This is a genomic window from Gelidibacter maritimus, assembly GCF_014062315.1.
GTDB classification, from domain to species: Bacteria; Bacteroidota; Bacteroidia; order Flavobacteriales; family Flavobacteriaceae; genus Gelidibacter; species Gelidibacter maritimus.
This window is the reverse complement of record NZ_JACGLT010000003.1, coordinates 179,379-203,001: the sequence shown is the minus strand read 5'-3', so window position 1 is coordinate 203,001 and position 23,623 is coordinate 179,379. Positions and strand designations below refer to the sequence as shown.

General features: G+C 38.0%; 19 protein-coding genes. 7 read left to right on the top strand and 12 right to left on the bottom strand.

The genetic code is table 11. The features are described 5' to 3' along the window. The first annotated feature begins 33 nt into the window (after positions 1–33). Complete coding sequence (locus H3Z82_RS05330; protein WP_182203337.1) at positions 34–759, top strand: GLPGLI family protein; 726 nt, start codon at positions 34–36, stop codon at positions 757–759. Between the two features lie 10 nt (positions 760–769). Beyond that, positions 770–3,472 carry a carboxypeptidase-like regulatory domain-containing protein gene (locus H3Z82_RS05325; RefSeq protein WP_235982375.1) on the top strand — a complete coding sequence of 901 codons (2,703 nt, stop codon included), beginning with the start codon at positions 770–772 and terminating at the stop codon, positions 3,470–3,472. Positions 3,473–3,631: 159 nt separating this feature from the next. Here the strand turns inward: H3Z82_RS05325 and H3Z82_RS05320 are convergent, their stop codons facing one another. Together H3Z82_RS05320 and uvrC are read right to left on the bottom strand one after the other, a co-directional pair. Beyond that, complete coding sequence (locus H3Z82_RS05320; RefSeq protein ID WP_317172426.1) at positions 3,632–5,878, bottom strand: patatin-like phospholipase family protein; 2,247 nt, start codon at positions 5,876–5,878, stop codon at positions 3,632–3,634. A gap of 81 nt (positions 5,879–5,959) precedes the next feature. Continuing rightward, positions 5,960–7,750 carry an excinuclease ABC subunit UvrC gene (uvrC, locus tag H3Z82_RS05315; RefSeq protein WP_182203335.1) on the bottom strand — a complete coding sequence of 597 codons (1,791 nt, stop codon included), beginning with the start codon at positions 7,748–7,750 and terminating at the stop codon, positions 5,960–5,962. A 108-nt stretch (positions 7,751–7,858) separates the two neighbouring features. Here uvrC and H3Z82_RS05310 point away from each other — a divergent pair, with 108 nt between their 5' ends. The 4 genes from H3Z82_RS05310 (at position 7,859) to H3Z82_RS05295 (ending at position 10,790) form a co-directional block, all read left to right on the top strand. Next, positions 7,859–8,284 (top strand): ATP-dependent zinc protease family protein, encoded by a 426-nt coding sequence (locus H3Z82_RS05310; protein ID WP_182203333.1) that lies wholly within the window; start codon positions 7,859–7,861, stop codon positions 8,282–8,284. A gap of 70 nt (positions 8,285–8,354) precedes the next feature. Further along, positions 8,355–9,227: a 30S ribosomal protein S6--L-glutamate ligase gene (gene rimK / locus H3Z82_RS05305; RefSeq protein WP_182203330.1), complete on the top strand. Its 873-nt coding sequence runs from the start codon at positions 8,355–8,357 to the stop codon at positions 9,225–9,227. 8 nt (positions 9,228–9,235) lie between these two features. Beyond that, positions 9,236–10,210 (top strand): succinylglutamate desuccinylase/aspartoacylase family protein, encoded by a 975-nt coding sequence (locus H3Z82_RS05300; RefSeq protein WP_182203328.1) that lies wholly within the window; start codon positions 9,236–9,238, stop codon positions 10,208–10,210. A gap of 10 nt (positions 10,211–10,220) precedes the next feature. Continuing rightward, on the top strand, positions 10,221–10,790 hold the full coding sequence (locus H3Z82_RS05295) for a 5-formyltetrahydrofolate cyclo-ligase (RefSeq protein ID WP_182203326.1): 570 nt from the start codon (positions 10,221–10,223) through the stop codon (positions 10,788–10,790). Here the strand turns inward: H3Z82_RS05295 and H3Z82_RS05290 are convergent. The 10 genes from H3Z82_RS05290 to panC all read right to left on the bottom strand — a co-directional run bounded on the left by H3Z82_RS05290 (position 10,772) and on the right by panC (position 22,668). Continuing rightward, positions 10,772–11,428 carry a lipoprotein signal peptidase gene (locus H3Z82_RS05290; RefSeq protein ID WP_182203324.1) on the bottom strand — a complete coding sequence of 219 codons (657 nt, stop codon included), beginning with the start codon at positions 11,426–11,428 and terminating at the stop codon, positions 10,772–10,774. The genes H3Z82_RS05295 and H3Z82_RS05290 overlap by 19 nt on opposite strands. A gap of 482 nt (positions 11,429–11,910) precedes the next feature. Continuing rightward, a complete protein-coding gene (locus H3Z82_RS05285; RefSeq protein ID WP_182203323.1) occupies positions 11,911–12,294 on the bottom strand; it encodes a TraR/DksA family transcriptional regulator in 384 nt (127 codons plus the stop codon). A gap of 4 nt (positions 12,295–12,298) precedes the next feature. Further along, on the bottom strand, positions 12,299–15,787 hold the full coding sequence (gene ileS / locus H3Z82_RS05280) for an isoleucine--tRNA ligase (RefSeq protein WP_182203321.1): 3,489 nt from the start codon (positions 15,785–15,787) through the stop codon (positions 12,299–12,301). A 210-nt stretch (positions 15,788–15,997) separates the two neighbouring features. Continuing rightward, positions 15,998–16,486 (bottom strand): hypothetical protein, encoded by a 489-nt coding sequence (locus tag H3Z82_RS05275; RefSeq protein ID WP_182203319.1) that lies wholly within the window; start codon positions 16,484–16,486, stop codon positions 15,998–16,000. A gap of 88 nt (positions 16,487–16,574) precedes the next feature. After that, positions 16,575–17,933 carry a DNA repair protein RadA gene (gene radA, locus H3Z82_RS05270; protein WP_182203317.1) on the bottom strand — a complete coding sequence of 453 codons (1,359 nt, stop codon included), beginning with the start codon at positions 17,931–17,933 and terminating at the stop codon, positions 16,575–16,577. A 72-nt stretch (positions 17,934–18,005) separates the two neighbouring features. Next, positions 18,006–19,172: an alpha/beta hydrolase gene (locus H3Z82_RS05265; RefSeq protein WP_182203315.1), complete on the bottom strand. Its 1,167-nt coding sequence runs from the start codon at positions 19,170–19,172 to the stop codon at positions 18,006–18,008. A gap of 85 nt (positions 19,173–19,257) precedes the next feature. Continuing rightward, on the bottom strand, positions 19,258–20,397 hold the full coding sequence (locus tag H3Z82_RS05260; protein WP_182203313.1) for an alpha/beta hydrolase: 1,140 nt from the start codon (positions 20,395–20,397) through the stop codon (positions 19,258–19,260). 93 nt (positions 20,398–20,490) lie between these two features. Next, positions 20,491–21,453 (bottom strand): lysylphosphatidylglycerol synthase transmembrane domain-containing protein, encoded by a 963-nt coding sequence (locus H3Z82_RS05255; protein ID WP_182203311.1) that lies wholly within the window; start codon positions 21,451–21,453, stop codon positions 20,491–20,493. Positions 21,454–21,455: 2 nt separating this feature from the next. Then, positions 21,456–21,806 (bottom strand): aspartate 1-decarboxylase, encoded by a 351-nt coding sequence (gene panD, locus H3Z82_RS05250; protein ID WP_182203309.1) that lies wholly within the window; start codon positions 21,804–21,806, stop codon positions 21,456–21,458. A 13-nt stretch (positions 21,807–21,819) separates the two neighbouring features. Next, positions 21,820–22,668, bottom strand: a complete 849-nt coding sequence (gene panC / locus H3Z82_RS05245; RefSeq protein ID WP_182203307.1) for a pantoate--beta-alanine ligase — start codon at positions 22,666–22,668, stop codon at positions 21,820–21,822. 110 nt (positions 22,669–22,778) lie between these two features. On the opposite strand from panC, the gene H3Z82_RS05240 reads away from it, so the two are divergent. Next, positions 22,779–23,588 (top strand): glycogen/starch synthase, encoded by an 810-nt coding sequence (locus H3Z82_RS05240; protein ID WP_182203304.1) that lies wholly within the window; start codon positions 22,779–22,781, stop codon positions 23,586–23,588. Positions 23,589–23,623: the final 35 nt, after the last annotated feature.

Sequence of the window (23,623 nt, the reverse complement as noted above, 5' to 3'; positions counted from 1 at the left end):
GCGTGAAATTTATTAAGAGCATTTTTTTTAAATATGAAAAACATACTGATTTTAATACTTTTTTTAAATTCGATTAATTTATCTGCACAAGTAAAAAGTGGTTATATTACTTATGGAGAGACCATAGTTTCCGTGCCTATTGATACTTCTAAGATTAAAGACTCACAAATAAAATCGATTATTTCTCAACAAAACTCAGCAATTAAGAGTGCTCTTTCCTCAGATTTAGAATTATATGAAATGCGTTTTAATACCATAGAATCAAATTTTAAATTAATGCCGTTTCTAGAAAATGATGCAAATCCCAATTTAAAAAGAGCGGTTTCATATGGCATATATTATAACAACATTGAAAAAAATACAAGTCTACATCAATTATATGCTTTCGATGAATATTATTTAATTAAAGATGAATCTAATCCTTTTGTTTGGAAAATCTCCAATGAATCAAAAAAAATAGGTGATTATTTATGTTATAAGGCTATCGCGATAGTAGAAAACCATATAAATGTTAAATCTGAAATTATAGCATGGTTTGCCCCCGAGTTGCCATTTCAGTTTGGTCCAAAAAATTATGGTGGTTTGCCCGGACTTATATTAGCAATTATAGAAAGAGGGCACTATTTTTATGCAAAAAAAATAATTTTATCTAACGAAGAAGAAATAATAATTGTTCCAAGCAAAGGTAAAAAAGTGAGCAAGGAGGAGTTTAACGAAATCGGTAGAAAGATTATGATGCAAATGAGAGGTGAGAACTAAAAATTTCATTTTGAAAATTAAATTTTCTAAAATCGTAGCTCAAAAGCAACTCAAATATCTGTTTTTATTATTTTCTTTTTCGCTATTAGGTCAAACTACTTTTATTTCAGGCAAAGTCACAGACACCCTTAAAAATCCATTGGCTTATGCCAATGTATTAGCCATCCCTGATGATGATAAGGAAGAAGTGCGCTTCGCCATTACCCAAGACAATGGCAGTTACAAACTTGGCCTCTCCAAAAACCAAACCTATAACATAACGGTGAGCTTTCTTGGGTTTACACCTTATACAAAGGTGTTGACCACCACGGAAGACAATCTCATACAGAATTTCGTCCTTAAAGAAAATCCAGACCAATTGGATGAGGTCACCATTAACTACACGCCTCCCATTGTGGTCAAAAAAGATACGATCACCTATGATGTAAGCAAATTTGTTACCGGTGAAGAGCGAAAACTACGGGATGCCCTGAAAAAATTACCAGGAGTGGAAGTGGATAGAGCGGGCAATGTTACCGTACAGGGCAAAAAAGTGACCAAGGTTTTGGTGGAGAACAAGACCTTTTTTACAGGCGACAGTAAATTGGCGGTCAATAATATTCCTGCAGACGCGGTTGAAAAAGTAGAAATACTTGACAATTACAACGAGGTGGCCATGCTTAAAGGCTTACAGGACAATGAAGACATGGCCATGAACATCAAACTAAAGGAAGACAAGAAGAAATTTACTTTTGGAGATATTGAGGTTGGCGCAGGCATTAAGGATCGGTATTTAGTACATCCTAATCTTTTTTATTACAGCCCTAAAACCAACGTCAATTTTATTGGCGACCTCAACAATCAAGGCATTAAAAGCTTTGGTTTTCGTGATTATTTGGAGTTTGAAGGTGGTTTTGGTAAACTCCTTAGTGACGCCAGCAGTTATTTTGATTTGTTCAATAGTGATTTTGCACGCTACCTCAACAATCAAGATTATACTGCAAACACCAACCAATTTGGGGCTTTAAATATTAGGCAGGCTATCAATACGGCAACGGATATCAGCGGGTATATCATCAGTTCAAACAGTAAGACCGATACCGAGAGCCATATTACAAGTGAGTATTTGAACAACGAAGATCCCTATTTTGAAAATCGAAGCACGACCAACAACTTCAATAACTTTTTTACCATTGGCAAACTCACCTTGAATTATAAGCCAAGTTTTGAGGAAGATTTTGCCTACAATAGTTTTATTAAAGTCACCAATAATGACAGTCATGGATTGATAAATACCATCAACCCCATTCAAAACAATAGCATTGCCACTAATACTGATATCAATGCCCTGAACCTTAAACAGAACATCACCTACAGTCGGAAACTATCCAAAAACCATACGGGTACTTTAGAAGCCACTTATACGTTTCAAAATGACAAACCGCTAACGGAATGGCTGACCAACCAACAAATCCTACAAGGTTTGATCCCCTTGGAAGATGATGAACTTTATGATATTTTACAAACCAAACGCAGTAGCGCACACAACCTCAATGCTATTGTAAAAGACTATTGGGTACTCAATAATTTTAATCATATTTATACAAGTGTGGGCGTTAATGCGGCATTTACGAAATTTTACAATCAGGATTTGCAACAGCTGAGCAATGGCACCATCAACAACTTCAACAAGGCAGGTTTTGGCAATGATTTTGGATATGATTTCCTGAACACCTTTGTGGGCTTGGAATACAAGTTCCAGATTGGGATTGCCACGTTCAAACCGATGCTCTACGCCCATTTTTACAATTGGCAGACGCAACAGTTTGAGGAGAAAAGCAATCACACCAAGGCTCTGATATTGCCCCAATTCACCACAAAAATAGAATTCAACAACAGCGAAAGAATCAATTTCAAATACAGCCTCAATGCACGTTTCCCGGGGATTGAACAATTGGCCAACCATTTCGTATTGAACAATTTCAATAGTGTTTATAAAGGCAATGCCACTTTGGAAAATCAATTATACCATTCGGTGAGTTTGAACTATCACAAGTTCAGTCTATTTAAAAACCTGAACCTTAACCTCAGCACAAATTTCAATAAAAAGGTGGAGCACTTTAAGAATGTCACCCAATTACAGGGCATTGAACAATACAGCACGCCAGTTTTCTTTGATTTGCCAGAACATAGATGGAGCGTTAACGGGGGCATTTCAAAAAAAATCAATAAGATCCGTTACAAATTGCGAAGCAACTTCAACTATAATGACTTTTACCAAATTTTGAATGATGACACACATCTGAATATTTCAAAATCCGTTTCCTCAACAGTCAGTGCGGAGACCTTCTTTAAAAAATTTCCCAATATAGAAATCGGTTATAAAAAAGATTTCAATGCCTACCGATCGTCCAATGTGATCAGTAATTTTGAAAACGATAATTTCTTTGCCATTCTACAATATGATTTCTTAAGGGACTTCATCTTTAAGGCAGATTATGCCTTTGATAGCTATCACAACAAAAGTAACAACACCAAAAACACCTTTGATACAGCAAACGCGTCCTTATTTTATCAATTGGAGGATAGTCCGTGGGGCTTTGAAATCAACGCTACTAATTTATTCGATATGCGGTTTAAGCAACAGAATTCATTCAACAGTTTTTTGATCAGTGACAGTAAAACCTTTATAATGCCGAGAATTATAATGTTCAAAGTAGCTTACAAACTCTAAAATCTTGAAATAGTGGTGTCACAGAGCGCAGTCCAAGGGCTGGATAGGCTGAATTATGGTTTGGGAACATAAAGGGGTTCGTTCCGAATAGTCGGAAGCGCTCACCCTTAACTTTGCTCTCACCCTGACATCGGACTGTCACACTGCGCAGTCGAAGTGTTAAAACCAAAACCCTAAATTAAACAACCAAATACTTTCACCAAGTTCAGGAGAATAGGTGTATTTTGCTTCCAATGGCCCCAAAAAGGTTTCCAATCCGTAACCAAGTGCATATCCCGAATAATTAGGTGATGAGAACCAAGTACCAGATTCAAAAAGTCCATAACCAATATTGGCATAGTTGGCTGCTACGGTAATATGGTGCTTTTTAAAAAGTTCATAATCTAAACTCAAAGTGCTTTTTACAAAACTATCTCCGGTAAGCGTGATATAGTCGTAGCCATAAAAAGAAATAAAATTGTTGATGAAATTATTACCATAACCGCCCAAAGCAAAATCGAGTGACTGCGTGCTAGTGTCGCCAATTTTAAATCCACCTTGGGTGAAAATATTAGTCGATAGTTTGTCAGAAAACTTAAAAGCATAGCCTATGTCTGCCTTGGCCATAGAGAATTTATTAAATTCTTTATTGAAATGGGAGGCGTGCAGGTATAGGTGAAAATCACCACTGAAATAAATCCCCGTTTTTGGATAGTATTTATTATCATAAGTATCGAATCTTAAGGTTCCAAAAAGAGATAGATAATCGGTGTTTTCAAAATATTGTTTCTTACCTGGAACATTCACTAAAACTGTCTCCGATTTTATTTTCAGTCGCTTATGCTCGCCACCCAAACTCAGTGCAAAGTCCTTTCTAAACATGGTTTGTAAATAAAACTGATTGGTTTGATCCTGAAGTTCAACACCAATTTTGTTCAACCCGGTAAGTGATTGCTCATAATCATCCAAGAATAACTTGACATTTACATTTCTGCTAAATTGATTAAATCTTGAACGCAGGCCAATACTCCAATAAAATCCTTTGTCAATATAATACTCAAAATTATAGCGCACATGGTCACCCAATATCAAATCTAAAGAAACCACATCATCATCCAATAAAGCTCGTTTTTTAGTAAAGTTGACCAAGGCCGCACTTTTGTAGAGATCATCATAATGCAGTCCAAATTTCAAAAAACTGGTCACGTCACTTTCATCTACCGTCGCCAATAAATTATAGACATTTGGTTTGTCTGTCTTTTCAAATTCATAGTAAAATGTGGTAAAGTTATTGGTGGCTACCAAATTGTTGACACCTTCATTAAAATCGGGGTAACTGACTTTAGAATCTTCAACAAGCTTCATTTTACCTAAAATATAGGCACGGGTATATCTGTCATTCCCAAAGATCTTAACCTCATTGATAGCGATACTGTCTTTGGACGTGAGATCTACAGTTACACCTCTTGAGTTTTTATATTTTGGAAGATTCTCAATTTCGTTAAGTTTGGTGCGTGCCGCCCTTGCCCCACTTTCAATTATCTTTCTGCCTTCGCTAAAAGAGACTACCGTATAATCAGTGATGTCTGGTTTAATATAGATATCGGTTTTTTTGACCTTCTCGATCATATCACTAATCGTGCGATAATTGTTGATCTGGAGCAAAATTGCAGGTGCTGAATTCAAGTCTTCACGTTTGGCCAATCCGTCCTGGACATCCACGCCAATAATGACATCCATCCCTTTGGCTTTGAGCTCATCAATAGGGTAATTATTTATGACACCACCGTCAATAAGCACCTGGTCTTCAATAATTACCGGTTGAAACAAGGAAGGAAACGCTCCACTGGCAGTAACGGCTTGGGCCAGATTTCCGTGGTCTAAAATGATGGCCTTGCCCGTTTCTACATCGGTAGCCATACAAAAGAACGGGATTGGCAGTTTATCAAAATCTGAAATATCGGTTACCGGTAAGGTCAATTTTGATAGCAGATTAAATACGTTTTGACCCCTTGACAAGGCTGATGGCAGCTTTAACTTAAAATTAGTGAAGGGCAAGGTCACGGCGTACCGTTCTGAATTGTCCCGTTCGTAAAAGGTTTTGGCCGACCTTGGAAGATTATCGTTGATCACGTCATCAAAATAGAGTGAACTAAAGATGGAATCCAATTGTTTGCCGGAATACCCTGACGCATACAATGAGCCAACAATGGCACCCATACTGGTACCAGCAATATAATCAACCTTAATATTTAAGCTGTCAATCACTTTTAACACCCCAATATGTGCAAACCCCTTAGCGCCGCCCCCACTCAACACCAATCCTATTTTGGGCGCTTTTTGCGACTTATGCGCAAGGCTGTCCTGCCCCTCCACCGAGAAGGATATAAACAACATAAAAACAATGATGTATGTGAGTTTTTTCAAATGCTTTATTATTAGAATCTACAGTCTCCAACACTTTATTATGAGGGTTTTGTTGATTAATCTATATACAAACAAGGTACTCTATTTGTTATAAAAGTCAAGTATCTTTTTTGCTCTTGAAGCCCCTATAACTGGTTCCAGCTCTTCAAAGCTCGCTTTACTGATCCGTTTAACTGTTTTAAAATGCGTCATTAATTGCACAATAGATTGTTCTCCAATTCCAGGTATCAACTCCAACTCTGTGGTCAGAGCTCCTTTGCTGCGTTTATTACGGTGGTGTTCAATCCCAAACCGATGGGCTTCATTCCGCAATTGCTGAATGACTTTTAAGGTTTCGCTTTTTTTATCTAAATATAGGGGAATTGGATCATCTGGATAGAATAATTCTTCCAAACGTTTCGCAATTCCGATGATCGCAATTTTTCCTCTTAAATTTAATAGCTCCAGACTTTTTAAGGCGGAGGACAATTGACCTTTGCCTCCATCAATAATGATGAGTTGTGGCAAGGGCTGTTCTTCTTCCAATAAGCGTTTGTACCGTCGGTACACCACCTCTTCCATGGAAGCAAAATCATCAGGGCCATCAACGGTTTTGATATTAAAATGGCGATAGTCCTTTTTGCTCGGTTTACCGTTTTTAAAAACGACACAGGCCGCCACTGGATTGGTACCTTGTATATTGGAGTTGTCAAAACATTCAATATGGCGCGGCTCTTCCTTAAGACGTAAATCGGTCTTCATTTGTGCCATGATCCGATTGGCGTGACGGTCAGGGTCAATAATCTTGACTTGCTTGAAACGTTCCATCCGGTAATATTTGGCATTGCGTTCTGACAGATCTAAAATTCGTTTTTTATCACCCAATTTCGGAACGGTAACTTTAAGGTCTTCACCTAAATCAACTTCAAAAGGCACAAAAACCTCCTTACAGATAGAGTGGAACCGCTGTCTGATTTCAGTAATGGCCAGCTGCAGCAATTCCTCATCTGTTTCGTCCAGTTTCTTTTTGATTTCCATAGTATGCGAACGAATGATGGACCCGTAAGACAGCTGCAGGAAATTAATATAAGCATAACCCTCATCAGAAACTATTGAAAACACATCAACATTACTGATTTTGGGATTGACCACAGTGGATTTTGACTGGTAATTTTCAAGAATATCAATTTTCTCCTTGATGCGTTGAGCCGCTTCAAATTCCATAACCTCAGCATGCGCTTTCATTTGACGTTTGAATTGCGATAACGAATCCTTGAAATTTCCTTTTAAGATTTCCCTTATGGCTGCAATATCTTCTTGATAATCGGCTTCCGATTGATAGCCCTCACACGGACCTTTGCAATTGCCCAAATGATATTCCAGACAGACCTTAAATTTTCCGGCATCGATCTTATCTTGCGCCAAGTCATAATTACAGGTTCTTAGCATATAGACGCCTTTAATGAGATCAAGAAGTGTTTTTACCGTCTTCATACTCGTGTACGGTCCAAAGTATTCTGAACCATCCTTAATCATCCGACGGGTAGAAAACACTCTAGGAAAGCGCTCTTTCTTGATGCAGATCCACGGATAGGATTTGTCATCTTTGAGCAAGACATTGTAACGTGGTTGGTATTTTTTAATGAGATTGTTCTCAAGAAGCAAGGCATCCGTCTCCGTCTCAACCACAATATGTTTAATGGTGGCTATTTTTTTAACCAGTACTTTGGTCTTCCCAAAATCATGCTGTTTAGTAAAATAAGAACTGACTCGTTTTTTCAAGTCCTTGGCTTTACCTACGTATAAAAGCTTACCATTGGCATCAAAATATTGATACACCCCAGGTTGATGGGGCAAGGTCTGCAATTGGATTTCTAAAGTAGGCTTACTCATAAATCAAAGATACTATATCTTCAAAACTTTTCAATGGAAAGGATTTTAAGACTTTCTATAAAGGCATGATTTTTTATTATCTTGCGACCCCAATTGAAATTACCAAAGATGCCCAAAAAGACTATAGGCAGAACAGATAAAGCAGATTTCCCTGCACTTGATCTTTTTGATATTGACATCAAAATAGACACAGGTGCCTATACCTCTTCCATCCATACCCATAAAGTTTGGATTGACAATGACGAATTGGTGTGTTTGTTCTATGATAAAGGCCATCCGCATTATAACGGAAAGGAAATCCGATTTAAAGACTATACCTTGGCAAAAGTCAAGAGTAGCAATGGTCTTGTCCAAGAACGCTATAAAGTAAAGACCACCATAATTTTATTTGAAAAAAAATACCGTATCTCGCTTACTTTAAGCACGAGAGAGGACATGCGATTTCCGATTCTAATTGGTCGGAAATTTATAAGCAAAAAGTTTATCGTGGATGTAACCCAAAAAAACATATCTTATAACAACAAAAACAAATAAGCATTGGGTGAGTACCGTTATGTCTTCACATTAATACTTATAACTAATAATTTAAAGCAAATTAGACCCAATGAACATTATTATTTTATCCAGAAACCCTCATTTATATTCTACTCAACGGCTTGTGGAGGCCGCCAAACAACGCAAACATACATGCGAGGTGATTGACCCATTGAAATGTGATATCATTATTGAAAAGAAAAACCCTGCCATCCTGTACAAGGGGCGTATTTTAGAAAATATCGATGCTATCATTCCAAGAATTGGTGCTTCAGTTACATTTTACGGGACGGCGGTAGTACGACAGTTTGAAATGATGAAAGTGTTTTCTGTGGTAGAATCTCAAGCCTTGGTAAGATCTCGGGACAAATTGAGAAGTCTTCAGGTGCTTTCGCGTGCGGGATTGGGCATGCCTAAAACGGTGTTTTCAAATTACACTAAAGATGTTGCTGAGGTCATCGCCTCGGTGGGTGGCGCACCTTTGGTGATCAAGCTTTTAGAAGGTACCCAAGGTCTGGGTGTTGTACTGGCAGAAACCAACAATGCGGCGGAATCTGTAATTGAAGCTTTTCACGGATTGCAGGCGCGGGTCATTATCCAAGAATTCATCAAAGAGGCCAAAGGTGCAGATATCCGAGCTTTTATTGTAGACGGCAATATTGTAGGGGCCATGAAACGACAAGGGAAGGATGGGGAGTTCAGATCCAATCTCCACAGAGGTGGTAGTGCAGAAATCATTCAGCTGACTGACGAAGAAGAAAATGCCGCCCTAAAAGCGGCTAAGGCACTCGGATTGGGGGTTTGCGGCGTGGATATGTTACAATCGGCAAGAGGTCCATTAATTTTGGAGGTTAATTCATCTCCTGGACTGGAAGGCATTGAATCTGCCACAAAAAAAGATATCGCCAAAAGCATCATAAGATATATTGAACGTAACGTTTAACTTGAATTATGTTGAAAGAAAATAAAGATAGTATCACCATTTTAGGTGAGGAAATTCCGTTAGGTGCCTCAAGGGAAATTAATTTTAATATTGCGAAACTCCACACCGCCACAAAGATTGAAATTCCGATAATTATTGAACGCTCAAAAACCCCGGGACCTACCATTTTATTTTCTGCGGGCATCCATGGTGATGAGATAAATGGTGTTGATATTGTTAGGCAATTGATTGCAAGACGTATCAATCGACCAAAACGTGGCACCATCATTTGTATGCCGATTTTAAATATTTTCGGGTTTTTAAATAGCAAACGCGCATTTCCCGATGGACGGGATCTGAACAGGATGTTTCCAGGATCTGCCAATGGGTCTTTGGCAAGCCGTGTTGCCCATAGGTTGATGCATGAGATTATTCCAGATGTGGATTTGATTATCGATTTCCATACCGGTGGCGCGAGCCGATTTAATGCCGCACAGATACGAATTGTTAAAAATCACCCAGAACTTGATGATTTAGCCCGTGTTTTTGGAGCGCCATTTGTCTTGTACTCCAACCATATCGCGAAATCCTTTAGAAATGCCTGCTTTCAACTGGGCAAACCGATTTTACTTTATGAAGGAGGGAAGTCATTTTTTGTGGATGATAACATCTCCAAAGTTGGCGTGGAAGGTGTGAAGCGTATTTTGGCACATTATGATATGTTACATCATCGTATTAAAGCTAATAGACCAAAGTTGCCCACCGTTTTTATTGAAGAGAGCAAGTGGATCAGAGCTAAGCAATCTGGGATGTTCAAATCTGTAGTCTCTGTAAACACCAAAGTAAAGGTGGATGATGTTTTGGGTCAAATTACAGATCCCTACGGCAAGGTGTACCACGAAGTCAAAACGACACTTGAAGGCTATGTTATAAATGTAAACGAAGCCTCTTTGGTTTATCAAGGTGATGCACTTTTTCACATAACAAAAGTGGTAAGTGATTAATGGAATAGTTATGACGAAATCAGAATTAAGACGACTGTATAAAAAAAAGCGTAGTGCACTTTCTTCAGAAGCCATTGAAACGTTCAGTCTGACCATTGCCAACCAGTTGCTGCAACTTCCCATTTGGAAGGTATCGTTTTATCACGTTTTTTTGAGCATTACGGAGCACAAAGAAATCAATACTGATTATATCCTGAATATTTTATCAGGAAAGGATAAAAACATAGTCATCTCAAAAACTGATTTTGAGAGTTTGCGCATGATTCATTATCTCTTATTGGATACTACTGTGATCAAAAAAAACGACTGGAATATTCCTGAGCCAGTTGACGGAATTGAGATTGATTCTGATAAAATAAATGTAGTTTTTGTGCCACTTTTAGCCTTTGACAAGCACGGACATCGTGTTGGCTATGGCAAAGGATTTTACGATAATTTTCTTTCAGAGTGTCAACCTGAAACTCTTAAAATAGGGCTATCTTTCTTTGAAGCCGAAGACAGCATTGACGATGTTTTTGAAAGTGATGTGGCTTTAGATTATTGCGTAACTCCAAATACTATTTATTCTTTCTCAACATAAACAGTCTCGATAATTTCTTCTTTATCTTGATGAAATGCTTTTTTATTGAAGACAATCAACATTCCAATTCCTGTACTAATGGCCATATCGGCTACATTAAAGACGGGTTCGAAAAAAGTAAAATAATCACCTCCCCAGAACGGGATCCAATCGGGCAGAATGCCTTTCCAAATTGGAAAATGCAGCATATCTACTACCTTTCCGTGAAATAAGGTATCATATCCTGATTTTGGAAGAAACGACGCCACCTGATTATAACTATCGTCGAAAATGATCCCATAAAAAACCGAATCGATGATATTGCCCAAGGCACCGGCAAAAATTAAGGCTATGGCCACAATGAGGATATGAGGTCCCCTTTTTCTTGCCGAAGTTACCAACCAATAGCCAATGCCAATTACCGCTACAATACGAAAAATGGTCAATGCCAGTTTTGCCGTACGATCTGAAATACCAACTATAAAATCGCTCAGTTTTGTACCCCAAGCCATCCCATCATTTTCAACAAATAAGATGTGAAACCAGTCGAACACTTCAACTCTATGGTGTAGGACAAAGTGGGTTTTAATATAAAACTTACTAATTTGATCAATCAATAAAATAATGATGATTAAAAGGGTCGCTTTTTTTAGGGACATAGTTTTTCCTACGAAAGTGGAATCTTTGTTAATGACAATTATATTTGAAACTCTTACAGTTTCAATAGTAGCAAGCTTTTTCTAAAGTGTAAAAATAGTATTATACCCATTAGTTTTTTAATTGTCGAGTTAAAAATATGATTTTTTTTAATACTAATTTTATTTTACCATGTCATACAGAAAGTAAGGTCGCTTTTAAATACTACATAACACTTTTAACTTGATACGTTCCCCCTAGGCTAAAGCTATCGATAGTAGGCAGGTTTTTTAAATAAAAATTAAGGAAGGTTTTAGCTATGGCCCAATTATTGGCATCCAACCAACTATAAGCGCCTCATTTTGTGAGACATTTGAGTGTATAACTTGGTATGGCCGATAAAAAAAACACTCCTGTATTAAGAAGTGTTTTTTATTTTAAAAGCCCAAATATCTTTATGAGATCAGCGGTGCTAGATCTTCGCTTTCTTATTTTTATCAGAATGTTACTGTTGCATGTTTTTAGCTTCAATGCTCAAGGTAGCGTGCGGCACCAGCTTTAAACGCTCTTTACCAATAAGCTTCCCAGTAACTCGACACACCCCGTAGGTTTTGTTTTCAATGCGTATCAAGGCGTTTTTGAGGTCTCTAATAAATTTCTCTTGACGAATTGCCAATTGCGAGTTGGCTTCTTTACTCATCGTTTCGCTACCTTCTTCAAAGGCCTTAAAGGTAGGCGACGTATCATCTGTACCATTGTTGAGGTCATTCATGTACGCACTCTTGATCAGGTCTAAATCTCGTTCTGCTTTTTCAATTTTATCTTGAATCAACACTTTAAATTCTGCTAAATCTTTATCAGAATATCTAACGTTTGCATCTACAGCCATAATTTTAAAATTTTTTAATAAACAACTTGGTATTTACATCATCAAAAGCAATTTCTATACCGTCATTTAAGTGTTCCAAAATTTCCAACTCTTCGGTTAAGGTTTCGGTTTTTATGTAATCTAAGTTCTTGTTTATTGCGTTAATAATAGGTTCATCTTTCTGGAAGTGAACTACAATACGATCAGTAAGCTCATATCCCGAATCTTTTCTTAAATTTTGGATCCGGTTTACCAATTCTCTTGCAATCCCTTCCTTTCTTAATTCATCTGTAATAGTCACATCTAGGGCTACTGTTAATGGGCCTGAACTTGCAACAAGCCATCCTTCAATATCTTGTGAGGTAATTTCTACATCAGAAAGCTCCAATTTAATACTTTTTCCATTAACTTCCATATCTAAAGTACCGTTTTGTTCTATTTCTCTGATATTTGCAGCGTCGAAACCGCTAATCACCTGAGCTACAGCTTTCATGTCCTTTCCAAAACGAGGTCCAAGCACTTTAAAGTTAGGTTTTATCTGCTTTACCAAAATATCTGAAGCATCTTCCAAAACTTCAATTTCTTTGACATTGACTTCCGATTTTATTAAATCTGCCACTGCTAAAATCTCGTTCTTCTGAGCATCATTGGAAATAGGAATCATGATTTTCTGCAAAGGCTGCCGAACCTTGATTTTCTCCTTCGCTCTTAACGATAATACCAAAGAAGAAATGCTCTGCGCGGCCTCCATTTTACGCTCCAATTCCTTATCTACATACGCTTCATCATAGACGGGAAAATCTGACAAATGAACACTTTCAAAAGTCTCTTTCTTAGTCACTGCATTTAAATCAAGGTAAAGCCTATCCATATAGAACGGTGAAATTGGTGCACCCAATTTTGCAATGGTCACCATACAGGTGTATAAGGTTTGATATGCCGACACCTTATCCTGTTGATAATCGCCTTTCCAAAAACGTCTTCTGCTCAATCGGACATACCAGTTACTCAAATGGTCTTGAGTAAAATCTGAAATAGCACGAGCCGCTCTTGTCGGTTCGTAATCTGCATAATACTCATCAACTTTTTGGATTAGAGTATGTAATTCTGATAAAATCCATCGATCAATCTCTGGTCGATCATTTAAAGGTATATCAGCTTCTGAATAATTGAAATTATCAAGGTTGGTATATAATGTAAAAAAGGAATAGGTGTTGTAAAGCGTTCCAAAAAACTTACGTTTGACCTCTTCAATACCTTCCAAATCAAATTTTAAATTATCCCACGGATTGGCATTAGCTATCATATACCAACGGGTTGCATCCGCCCCATAGTCTTCTAAAGTGGTAAAAGGGTCTATGGCATTCCCCAATCGTTTGGACATTTTCTGTCCATTTTTGTCTAATACCAATCCGTTAGAAACGACATTTTTATAAGCAACGGAATCAAAAACCATGGTAGCAATAGCATGCAGTGTATAAAACCAGCCACGGGTTTGGTCAACACCTTCTGCGATGAAATCGGCAGGGAAGGCTTTTTTTCCATCAATGAGTTGGTTATTTTCAAACGGATAATGCCATTGTGCATAGGGCATAGCACCAGAATCAAACCACACATCAATCAAATCAGCTTCACGTCTCATTGGTTTTCCTGAAGGAGACACCAAAACAATCTCGTCAACTATGTTCTTATGTAAATCTATTTTTGCGTAGTTATCTTCCGATTGGTTGCCGACCTCAAAATCTTCGAAAATGTCAGATGACATAAATGCCTTCTCAACAGCTTTTTGCATCTCAGCCTTTAATTCAGCTACCGATCCGATACAGATTTCCTCCTTACCATCTTCAGTTCTCCAAATTGGCAATGGAATTCCCCAATACCGTGAACGTGACAAGTTCCAATCGTTTGCATTGGCCAACCAATTCCCAAAACGACCTGTTCCAGTAGATTTCGGTTTCCAATTGATGGTTTCATTCAATTGAAACATTCTATCCTTGACATCCGTTACCTTAATGAACCAAGAATCTAATGGGTAATACAGAATTGGTTTATCTGTACGCCAGCAATTTGGGTAACTATGTTTATATTTTTCGACCTTAAAGGCCTTATTTTCATTTTTTAATTTGAGCGCCAAACGTTCATCAACACTCAAATACTCTTTAAGGTTGGAGATCACCGATTGTAAGCTCACTTTTTGCTTTTCGTATTCAGAAACCAATTCGTCATCATTCAGATATTCTGATTTGACGTACTCTCCAGCAAAACCGTAAAGCTCATCCTTGACTTCCTTTCTAAATCGCCCTTGTAGATCAACCAATGGCACCAGGTTTCCATTTTCATCTTTTACCAACATTGGTGGAATTTCTGGAACCGCCTGTTTGGCTACCAAGGCATCATCCGCACCAAAAGTTGGCGCCGTATGGACAATTCCTGTACCATCTTCCGTTGTTACAAAATCGCCAGCAATTACTCTAAAAGCATTTTCCGGATGTTCGTGTGGAAGCGCATAGGGCAATAATTGCTCGTAGGTAATTCCAACCAGATCTTTTCCTTTAAATTCCTTGACAATATAATATGGGATTTTTCCCGCCTTGCCTGCAGGCAGGTTATCGCCTGAGGTATATTCCAACAACTCTGGTTTCGTTTCAATCCTTTTGAACTTCCCATCAAATTGATTATTGACCAAAGGTTTTGCCAGGATGACATTTAGTGGTTCATGAGTGTATTGGTTATAGGTTTCCACCAACACATAATCAATTTTAGGCCCAACGGTCAATGCGGTATTACTTGGCAATGTCCAAGGCGTGGTCGTCCAAGCCAAAAAGTAGATATCGCCCTCATCTTGTAGAAAATCTGGAAGTGAATCGGCTTTAGCTTTAAACTGTGCCACCGCTGTTGTATCCGTGACATCCTGATAGGTTCCTGGTTGATTGAGCTCATGAGAACTTAAACCCGTACCCGCTTTCGGTGAATAAGGCTGAATGGTGTATCCTTTGTAAATCAGTTTTTTATCATAGATTTGTTTGAGCAACCACCAAACGCTCTCCATATATTTTGGCTCATAGGTAATGTACGGATTGTCCATATCAACCCAATAACCCATTTTTTCAGTAAGGTCATTCCAAACATCTGTGTAACGCATGACTGCTTTACGACAGGCCGCGTTATAATCTTCTACGGAAATGGTTTTACCGATATCTTCCTTGGTAATCCCAAGTTCCTTTTCAACACCCAATTCAATTGGCAAGCCATGCGTATCCCATCCTGCTTTACGCTTTACCTGAAAGCCTTTCATGGTTTTGTAACGTGGAAAAATATCTTTTATGGCACGTGCCAAAACATGGTGCACCCCAGGTAGCCCGTTGGCCGAAGGCGGTCCTTCAAAAAACACAAATGGTGTTTTGCCTTCCCTTGTGGTCACGCTTTTATCAAAAATGTCGTTTTCTTTCCAATAATCGCCAATTTCCTCTGCAACTTTCGGTAAGTCAAGTCCTTTATACTCAGTAAATCTCATTATTTCCTTTATTCTAATCGAAGTGCGAAATTAATGATTTTTGATAAATTAGAAGTCCTAAATGTTGGAAAAAGAAATCCGAAGAGTTGGTTATTAAAAAGGCCTACTTAATGCCTTAGATTTACTATCAGAAAACACCAACAAAGCTAAGGTTTTTTCAACCAGTGGGTACCAATCACTGTTTATACGCATCTTTGTTGTAGCCGTTTTTTATAGTTTAATTTCTGCTAAAAAGACAAGTTCAGATGCTTCGTTTTCTGATTCTATATGTTGATTATTAAACTTAAGTTCAGTCGGAATGAAATAGGATACTCCACAAGGAAGTTCAGCAAATCTTGACTCAAATTCCAAAATGACAGCGGTGGTATCGTTCAAATTAATTACATACTCAAAATTCAGTTTATTGGCAATAAACAAGAAAATAGTGTTATCATATCTTCTGATATCAGCATCGGGCTCAGCATATTTATTTGGTGGAATGTATCGAAATCCGGGGTTTGGAAAGTCAGCTTCAACAATTATGTTTTCGGGGTCGAATGTGCCATTTTCAAGTAAGTTGATACCAGCCTCATCAACCAACCGAATATACAATTGTGGAAATTCTGGATCAAAAAGCGAACAGTCAATACCGTCATCATTACTATTGGAACAGCTTAAAATTAAAACTCCAATTAGTAAAAGAGCGCATGTATTTTTCATAATTACGTTTTAATTTAGGCGCTAGCATATAATTGGATGTGTTCAATAAGGATAAGTAGGCACAGAATCGGATTCTGGCTTATAATTTCTAAACCAAAAAACTCACCAAATCCTCAATTTTAGAAACCAATTGGATCTTGATTCCCGTATTTTTAAGAGCGATTTTATTGTATTTGGAGACAAAAATCATCGAAAAACCCAATTTTTCAGCCTCTAAGATGCGTTGTTCCACGCGTTGCACCGGACGGATTTCTCCAGAAAGCCCAACTTCGGCGGCAAAACAATAATCTTTAGGGATGGCCACATCTTCATTGGATGATAATACTGAAGCCACCACGGCGAGATCGATGGCAGGATCATCTACCGATATGCCTCCTGTTATGTTCAGAAAAACGTCTTTAGCACCCAATCGGAATCCTGCACGTTTCTCCAATACTGCTAATAGCATATTTAATCGTTTGGCATTAAATCCTGTTGCCGAGCGCTGTGGCGTACCATAAACAGCGGTGCTGACCAAGGCTTGGACTTCGATCATCAACGGTCTCATGCCTTCTAAAGTGGATGCCACAGCGTTGCCTGAGAGCTCTTCGTCTTTCTTGGATATTAAGATTTCTGACGGATTGGAAACTTCTCGTAACCCAGAGCCTTGCATTTCATAAATGCCCAATTCATTGGTCGATCCGAAACGATTTTTATGGGCTCTTAAAATTCGAAAGACGTGGTTTCGGTCGCCTTCAAACTGCAAGACGGTATCCACCATGTGCTCTAATATTTTTGGACCTGCAATATTGCCATCCTTGGTAATATGGCCGATTAAAACAACCGGAGTGTCAGTCTCCTTGGCAAATTTTATGAGCTCTGTGGTGCATTCCTTAATTTGTGAAATACTCCCAGCAGACGATTCAATATATTCAGTATGCAAAGTTTGAATGGAATCAATCACCACAATATCTGGTTCCACGGCCTCAATTTGCTTGAAGATGTTTTGAGTCTTGGTTTCGGTCAGAATATAGCAATTGGCACTGTTGGGAGTAATGCGTTCTGCGCGCATTTTGATCTGCTGTTGGCTTTCTTCACCAGAAACATATAAAGTTTTATAAGGTAACTTTAAAGAGATTTGAAGCAGAAGTGTACTTTTACCAATTCCTGGCTCTCCACCCAACAAGATCAAGGATCCTGGAACAATGCCGCCGCCAAGCACCCGATTGAATTCCTGATCTTCAGTATTCATACGTGCCTCTTGCGAAACGTCAATTTCATTGATGCGCAGAGGCTTCGATACACGTTTTACGGCCGAGGATGGCGTTTTCCAACTGGATTTCTCTTCCTTTTGAATGACCTCCTCAACAATGGTATTCCATTCTTTACAGGCCGTACACTGTCCTTGCCATTTAGAATATTGACTGCCACAGTTTTGACAGAAAAACGTTGTTTTAATTTTAGCCATCCTTAAAAGTTTGAGCTAAATTAAAACTATTTGTGATATTAGTTCTAATTATAAAATGTAATTAAAGGTATATTAATCAATATCACTTTCTTTATCATCACCAGCCACCGTAAGCCCTTCAACTTTTAAAAGAATAAGATCTTTGTTGATATGTGGGGTCGACTCCAAGTCTAATGCAGATTCATATAATTTTTTAGCGCGTTTGGTTTTTCCAATCCGTTCGGCATGAAGCGCCATATAATAGGTGCCATAAGACGTTGTTGGATCTTGTTTGTTGGCCAGTTTTCCAATTTTCTCAAGCGATGCGACATCATCCCGTTGTTCGGCAGCTTTTATAATTTTCTCAAATTCATCCTCAGAAATAGGTTTGGAAATTCCGAATAAATCTTCAATTTTTTTGTAACGCTTACTGATATAAGTATCTAATGTCCCTTCGTAAGTAAGAATATCCTCTTTAAATTCCCGGTCACTGATTGGTTTATAAAGCTCAAATATTTTATCCAATGCTTGAGACAATCCACCCGTAACCAAAGTATAGTGGGAAAGCCCTTCAAAATCATCAAAATAATACTTTAAGGCTTTATTGTCTATCTGTTTCAGTTTTTGATCGGCATCAAGAATCCCATTACGAAGCGGTGCTACATCATCACTACTGGTCACCATATAATAAAACACATCATCCTTCAGCCATTTTAACCTGCTGCTGACATTATCATCCATTTCGCCCTTAAAATCAGGACTCAAGTTGACATAGGCTTTAAAAATCGGATCCTCCTTTAACAAAAAAGCATTCATGAAATTAGCCATGAGATCATGACCAACAGCCACTTTAAACTTACTGGTTTTATAATTCCTATCAATATGTGGTATCAGCTCTGTACTGATAAATTCGTAAAACCTTGCTCCCAACTCTATGGGCAGTCCGGTGACCTCATCATGGTAGCTATCATAGAAACGTTCTTTTCCTTGCAACAATCCAACAACAATGGATTCAGGCATTTTATCAAAATAAGTTTGAAATGCCACCTGTCCGACCACTGGTTCGAACAAATAATCGCCGTCAAAAACGATAATTACAGGATATTTTAAATTGGATTCAGGATCGTAGTTATTAGGAAGCCGGATTTTTAAGTCTCTCGTCGCATTTAGTTTTCGCGATTGAAAGCTTTCATAAACAGTTTGTGCATTTATAGATATAGCACACAACATGATGAAGAGAAAAAGTAGGGCTTTTTTCATCGTAAGTAGGTTTAAGGTTTGGGATGGTAAATATATACAAATATAGTTGATCTGTATAAATTATTCGATGAAATGCACGATTGTGCTAATTTTTATCCTTAATAGAGTAGATTTTATCCAACAACATATCCTTGTCAATAAAATCGGAAGCGTTTAAAAGCAGACCAGATTGATAGTTGTGCAGAGCTCTTTTTAGATTGTTTTCATTTTCAAAATACATGCCTGTATAATAGGCACTGATCATGGATTCCGGAAATTCCCTTCTTGCCAATCTTGATAAATCCCGCAAAGCATCTCGATCATCATTTCGCAGCGCTGCAGATGCTACTGCTCTTATATCGTTCTCCACCACTTTCTTTTCAAATCCGTAAAAAAACTTGATGTCTGCATACTTTTTTTCAAGATACTTAAATGGCCCCTCAGGATAGGTTAAAACATGATCTGTATATTCTTGTCTGTTTATAGGTTTATATAAAGAAAATATGTCGTTTAGTGCTTTAGGAATACCCATCCCCACCAATGAATAGTGGTCGGCACCCTCAAAATTATCATACTTATAATGGACTTTCGGGTTGCTAAGGGCCTCCAATTGTGAGTTGTGCCCAATAATCCGCTCTTTCAAATCGACAATATCATTTTCAGCGGTTGCTACATAATAAAAGGTGTCGGTTTTAAGTGTCGAAAGGCGCTCTTGTACTCTTATGGTCATTTCAGGTGCCAAATCTGGGCTTAGCAAAATAAACGCCCTGAAAATGGGATAATCCTTAAATAAATAATAATTGATAAAATTTGCACTAAGATCGTGCCCTGCCACAATTCTAAAATTTGAGACATTGTATTTGCTTTCTATATATGGAATGAGCTCCATCCCAATAAATTCAAAAAAAGAAGCCCCTTCATGAGCAGGAAAAAAGATTTCTTTGTCGTAAAACAGATCCTTTTCACGACTGTTTTTCTGATTGATTCCTACCACTACCGCTTTAGGCATTTCTCCCCAATACGCTTGATAATCAGCATTTCCAGCAAAAGGCTCAAACAAATAATCCCCATCCAAAACAATAATTAAAGGGTATTGCGATTTATCCTCGGGGTTATAATTACGAGGTAATTGAATTTTTAGCTCTCTCCTTTCCCCAAGTTTTTCGGAATCAAATGGTTGATAAATAACCTGCGCCCCCATTGAGGTGCCGATGAGAAACACGAGTAGAAAGGTAATCTTTTGCATATCATTAGGGATTAATATTAGCTATGGCAAGGTAAAAAATAATTCGGATTGTTCCACCACGCCTTTTAAATGTTTAACAAAGCGCCGCGCTTTTTATTGTAATTTTTTCTTGGCATTATAGATAGGTAAAAACAAGAAAGACAGACTCCCAAGCACAATAATCATAAGGGTTTGGGAGGCCCACATAATCCATCCAAACGCAATGCTCGGGTTTTCTGGAATGTTAAAGATTGAAAACGCAGCACCAATAGCCAATGGATATACAAAAATGCCACCATTTGTAGCAGCAATTGTAAAACTACCAGCAATAAAGGCTATCAATAATGCCCCCATAGACACGCCTTTTAAATCGTCTACCGCTAAAGTGGTCACATAAAACATCAACACATACATCGTCCAAATAAATAGAGTATGGATAATAAATAGCCATTTCTGTTCCATCTTAAAAATACTCAAGACCCCTTCCAAAAGACCACGCACAAATTGCCTCACTTTTAAGGCAATTTTAGATTGGCTCTTTCTAAGGTATAAAAAAACAAGCACTGAAAAGACAATCCCAACGGTTCCTAAAAGAATCAATTTATTTGGTTGAAACGAGGTCTGTAACAGTTCAAAAATAAAATCAAATTGGATCAAAAGTGTGATAGCAACAATACTCAATAGAATAATCATATCTGCCATTCGCTCAGCTATAATAGTACCAAATGCCTTTTGAAATGGGACCTCCTCATAATTTGTCAAAACTGCAGCTCTTAGCACTTCCCCTGATCTTGGAATGCCGTAATTGGCCAAATAGGTAATAAAAACCGCCATGACACTATTGGGCAACTTGACTCGGTAACCCATAGGAGCCAATAGATAGTTCCATCGGAAAGCACGTGATAAATTACTGAGTAACCCAAGACACATCCCTAAAGCAATCCAACCATAATTGGCCGATTTGAAATACGGGATAATTTTATCAATGGGTAATTTTGAAAAGGTGTACCAACCAAAAAACGCGGCCAATAAAATCGGGAGTCCGATCCTTAATATTTTTTTGGTCTTGGCGTTCAATCTTATTTGAGTAAGTTGGTCGCTTCGTCAGGAAACACGAGTGACGGCTTAAAAGTCTTGGCCGCTTCCAGTTCCATAAACGCATAAGTAATCAAGATCAGCGTATCGCCAACAGCCACTTTTCGAGCAGCAGCACCATTTAGGGTGATTTCACCAGAATTTCTTGGACCAGGAATCACATAAGTGTCTAAGCGTTCTCCGTTGTCGTTATTGACAATCTGTACTTTTTCGCCTTGAATAATATTAGCGGCATCCATTAAATCTTCATCAATGGTAATGCTCCCAATATAATTTAGCTCAGCACCGGTACATTTGACACGGTGTATTTTTGATTTTACAACTTGTATTTGCATCTGGCAAAGATAATTAATTAAGCGCTATATTATCTATAAGTCGGACATCTCCGGCAAATACAGCAATAAACGCTCTGTATGATTTAGTTTTAGATTTTCTTTGAACGGTTTGTAAACTTGCCTCATCAGCAATGGTGAAATATTCCAACTCCAACACATCATGCTGAGCAAACTGTTTTTCAACCCATTTCGTGACTTTATTTGCACTTTCCGTGCCAAAACGCATTTTGGCAGCTTTTAATGTTTTATATATAAATGGCGCCGCTTCGCGTTCAACTCTACTTAAACGTTCATTTCTTGAACTCAGCGCTAAACCATCTTGGTCTCTAAAAATATCAACTCCTTTCACTTCTACAGCAAGTTGATGTGTTTTTATCAACTCTTGAATGATTCGAAGCTGTTGAAAGTCCTTTTTTCCAAAGTAAGCCGTATCTGGCCGTACAATTTCAAACAATCGTTTTACAACCGTACCAACACCATCAAAATGGCCCTTTCTGAATTGCCCCTCCATCTGGTCTTCCAAGCCATTAAAATCAAAATGTTCTGAAGAAACCGTATCGCCATAGATGTCTTCCGCCGACGGCGCGTAAACGATCAATTCTTCAGATAAGGTGTGCAAAAGTTCCAAATCACTTTCAATGGTCCTGGGGTATTTCTCAAGATCTGAGCTGTTGTCAAATTGTGTGGGATTTACAAAAATACTGACCACCATTCGCGAGTTTTCCTCCAATCCTTTTCTTATTAATGACAAATGCCCATCATGTAAAGCACCCATTGTAGGCACAAAACCAATGGATTGGTTTTTAAGCCTCAGCCCATCAACAACCTGTCTTAACTCTTCTCTTTTATGGCAAATTATCATTGTATAACAAAAAATTAACAGCGTGCAAACTTAAGATTTTACCATCAATCTGCATAAAATTTTGTACTTTTGCGTGTTTTAATTTTAATTTTTTTTAAACTCCGTGATTTATGAAAGATAAGAGGATATTGTACGTGTCTTCCGAGGTTGTACCTTATTTGCCTGAAACTGAAATTTCTTCAATGTCATTTGAAGCTCCAAGAATGGTGAATAAACAAGGTGGACAAATACGGATATTCATGCCTAGGTATGGAAACATAAATGAGCGTAGACACCAATTGCATGAAGTTATTAGACTGTCAGGGATTAATTTGGTCATTAACGACTTGGATATGCCTTTGATTATAAAAGTGGCGTCCATTCCTAAGGAAAGAATTCAAGTTTACTTTATTGATAACGAAGAGTATTTTAAGAGAAAAGCAACACTGACCGATGAAGATGGAAATCTTTATCCAGATAATGACGAACGCGCTATATTCTTTGCCAAAGGGGTCATTGAAACTGTAAAAAAACTCAATTGGGCACCAGACATCATTCACGTGAATGGTTGGTTGGCATCGCTATTGCCTGTCTACCTGAAGGAGTATTATAAAAATGAGCCGTTGTTTGCCGATAGCAAAATTGTGACCTCCATATACAATCAAAGCTTCGACGGGACGTTAAATACAGATATGATCAAGAAAGTAAAATTTGATAATATCGATGAATCGGCAATTAAAGTCATAGAAAAGCCCAGTTTTATTAATATGATGAAGATTGCTATTGACTTCTCCGATGCGCTTATAAAGGGCTCTTATGAACTGGACCCAGAATTGGAGGAGTATTTAAAAGCATCAGAAAAACCGGTTTTGGACTATTTCTCTCAGGAAGATTTTGCTGAGCCTTACGCCGAGTTCTATAATACCAAAGTGCTCAAATAATTCGGAACCTACAACTCGCTTCTAAATCCACTTAC

What these genes read in the sequence shown, in the direction of transcription:
- radA (WP_182203317.1), bottom strand. Translation starts at nt 17,933, where the DNA reads ATGGCTAAAATTAAAACAACGTTTTTCTGTCAAAACTGTGGCAGTCAA.
- H3Z82_RS05275 (WP_182203319.1), bottom strand. Translation starts at nt 16,486, where the DNA reads ATGAAAAATACATGCGCTCTTTTACTAATTGGAGTTTTAATTTTAAGC.
- H3Z82_RS05240 (WP_182203304.1), top strand. Translation starts at nt 22,779, where the DNA reads ATGAAAGATAAGAGGATATTGTACGTGTCTTCCGAGGTTGTACCTTAT.
- H3Z82_RS05260 (WP_182203313.1), bottom strand. Translation starts at nt 20,397, where the DNA reads ATGCAAAAGATTACCTTTCTACTCGTGTTTCTCATCGGCACCTCAATG.
- ileS (WP_182203321.1), bottom strand. Translation starts at nt 15,787, where the DNA reads ATGAGATTTACTGAGTATAAAGGACTTGACTTACCGAAAGTTGCAGAG.
- H3Z82_RS05265 (WP_182203315.1), bottom strand. Translation starts at nt 19,172, where the DNA reads ATGAAAAAAGCCCTACTTTTTCTCTTCATCATGTTGTGTGCTATATCT.
- H3Z82_RS05300 (WP_182203328.1), top strand. Translation starts at nt 9,236, where the DNA reads ATGTTGAAAGAAAATAAAGATAGTATCACCATTTTAGGTGAGGAAATT.
- uvrC (WP_182203335.1), bottom strand. Translation starts at nt 7,750, where the DNA reads ATGAGTAAGCCTACTTTAGAAATCCAATTGCAGACCTTGCCCCATCAA.
- panC (WP_182203307.1), bottom strand. Translation starts at nt 22,668, where the DNA reads ATGATAATTTGCCATAAAAGAGAAGAGTTAAGACAGGTTGTTGATGGG.
- H3Z82_RS05285 (WP_182203323.1), bottom strand. Translation starts at nt 12,294, where the DNA reads ATGGCTGTAGATGCAAACGTTAGATATTCTGATAAAGATTTAGCAGAA.
- H3Z82_RS05290 (WP_182203324.1), bottom strand. Translation starts at nt 11,428, where the DNA reads ATGTCCCTAAAAAAAGCGACCCTTTTAATCATCATTATTTTATTGATT.
- panD (WP_182203309.1), bottom strand. Translation starts at nt 21,806, where the DNA reads ATGCAAATACAAGTTGTAAAATCAAAAATACACCGTGTCAAATGTACC.
- rimK (WP_182203330.1), top strand. Translation starts at nt 8,355, where the DNA reads ATGAACATTATTATTTTATCCAGAAACCCTCATTTATATTCTACTCAA.
- H3Z82_RS05295 (WP_182203326.1), top strand. Translation starts at nt 10,221, where the DNA reads ATGACGAAATCAGAATTAAGACGACTGTATAAAAAAAAGCGTAGTGCA.
- H3Z82_RS05330 (WP_182203337.1), top strand. Translation starts at nt 34, where the DNA reads ATGAAAAACATACTGATTTTAATACTTTTTTTAAATTCGATTAATTTA.
- H3Z82_RS05310 (WP_182203333.1), top strand. Translation starts at nt 7,859, where the DNA reads ATGCCCAAAAAGACTATAGGCAGAACAGATAAAGCAGATTTCCCTGCA.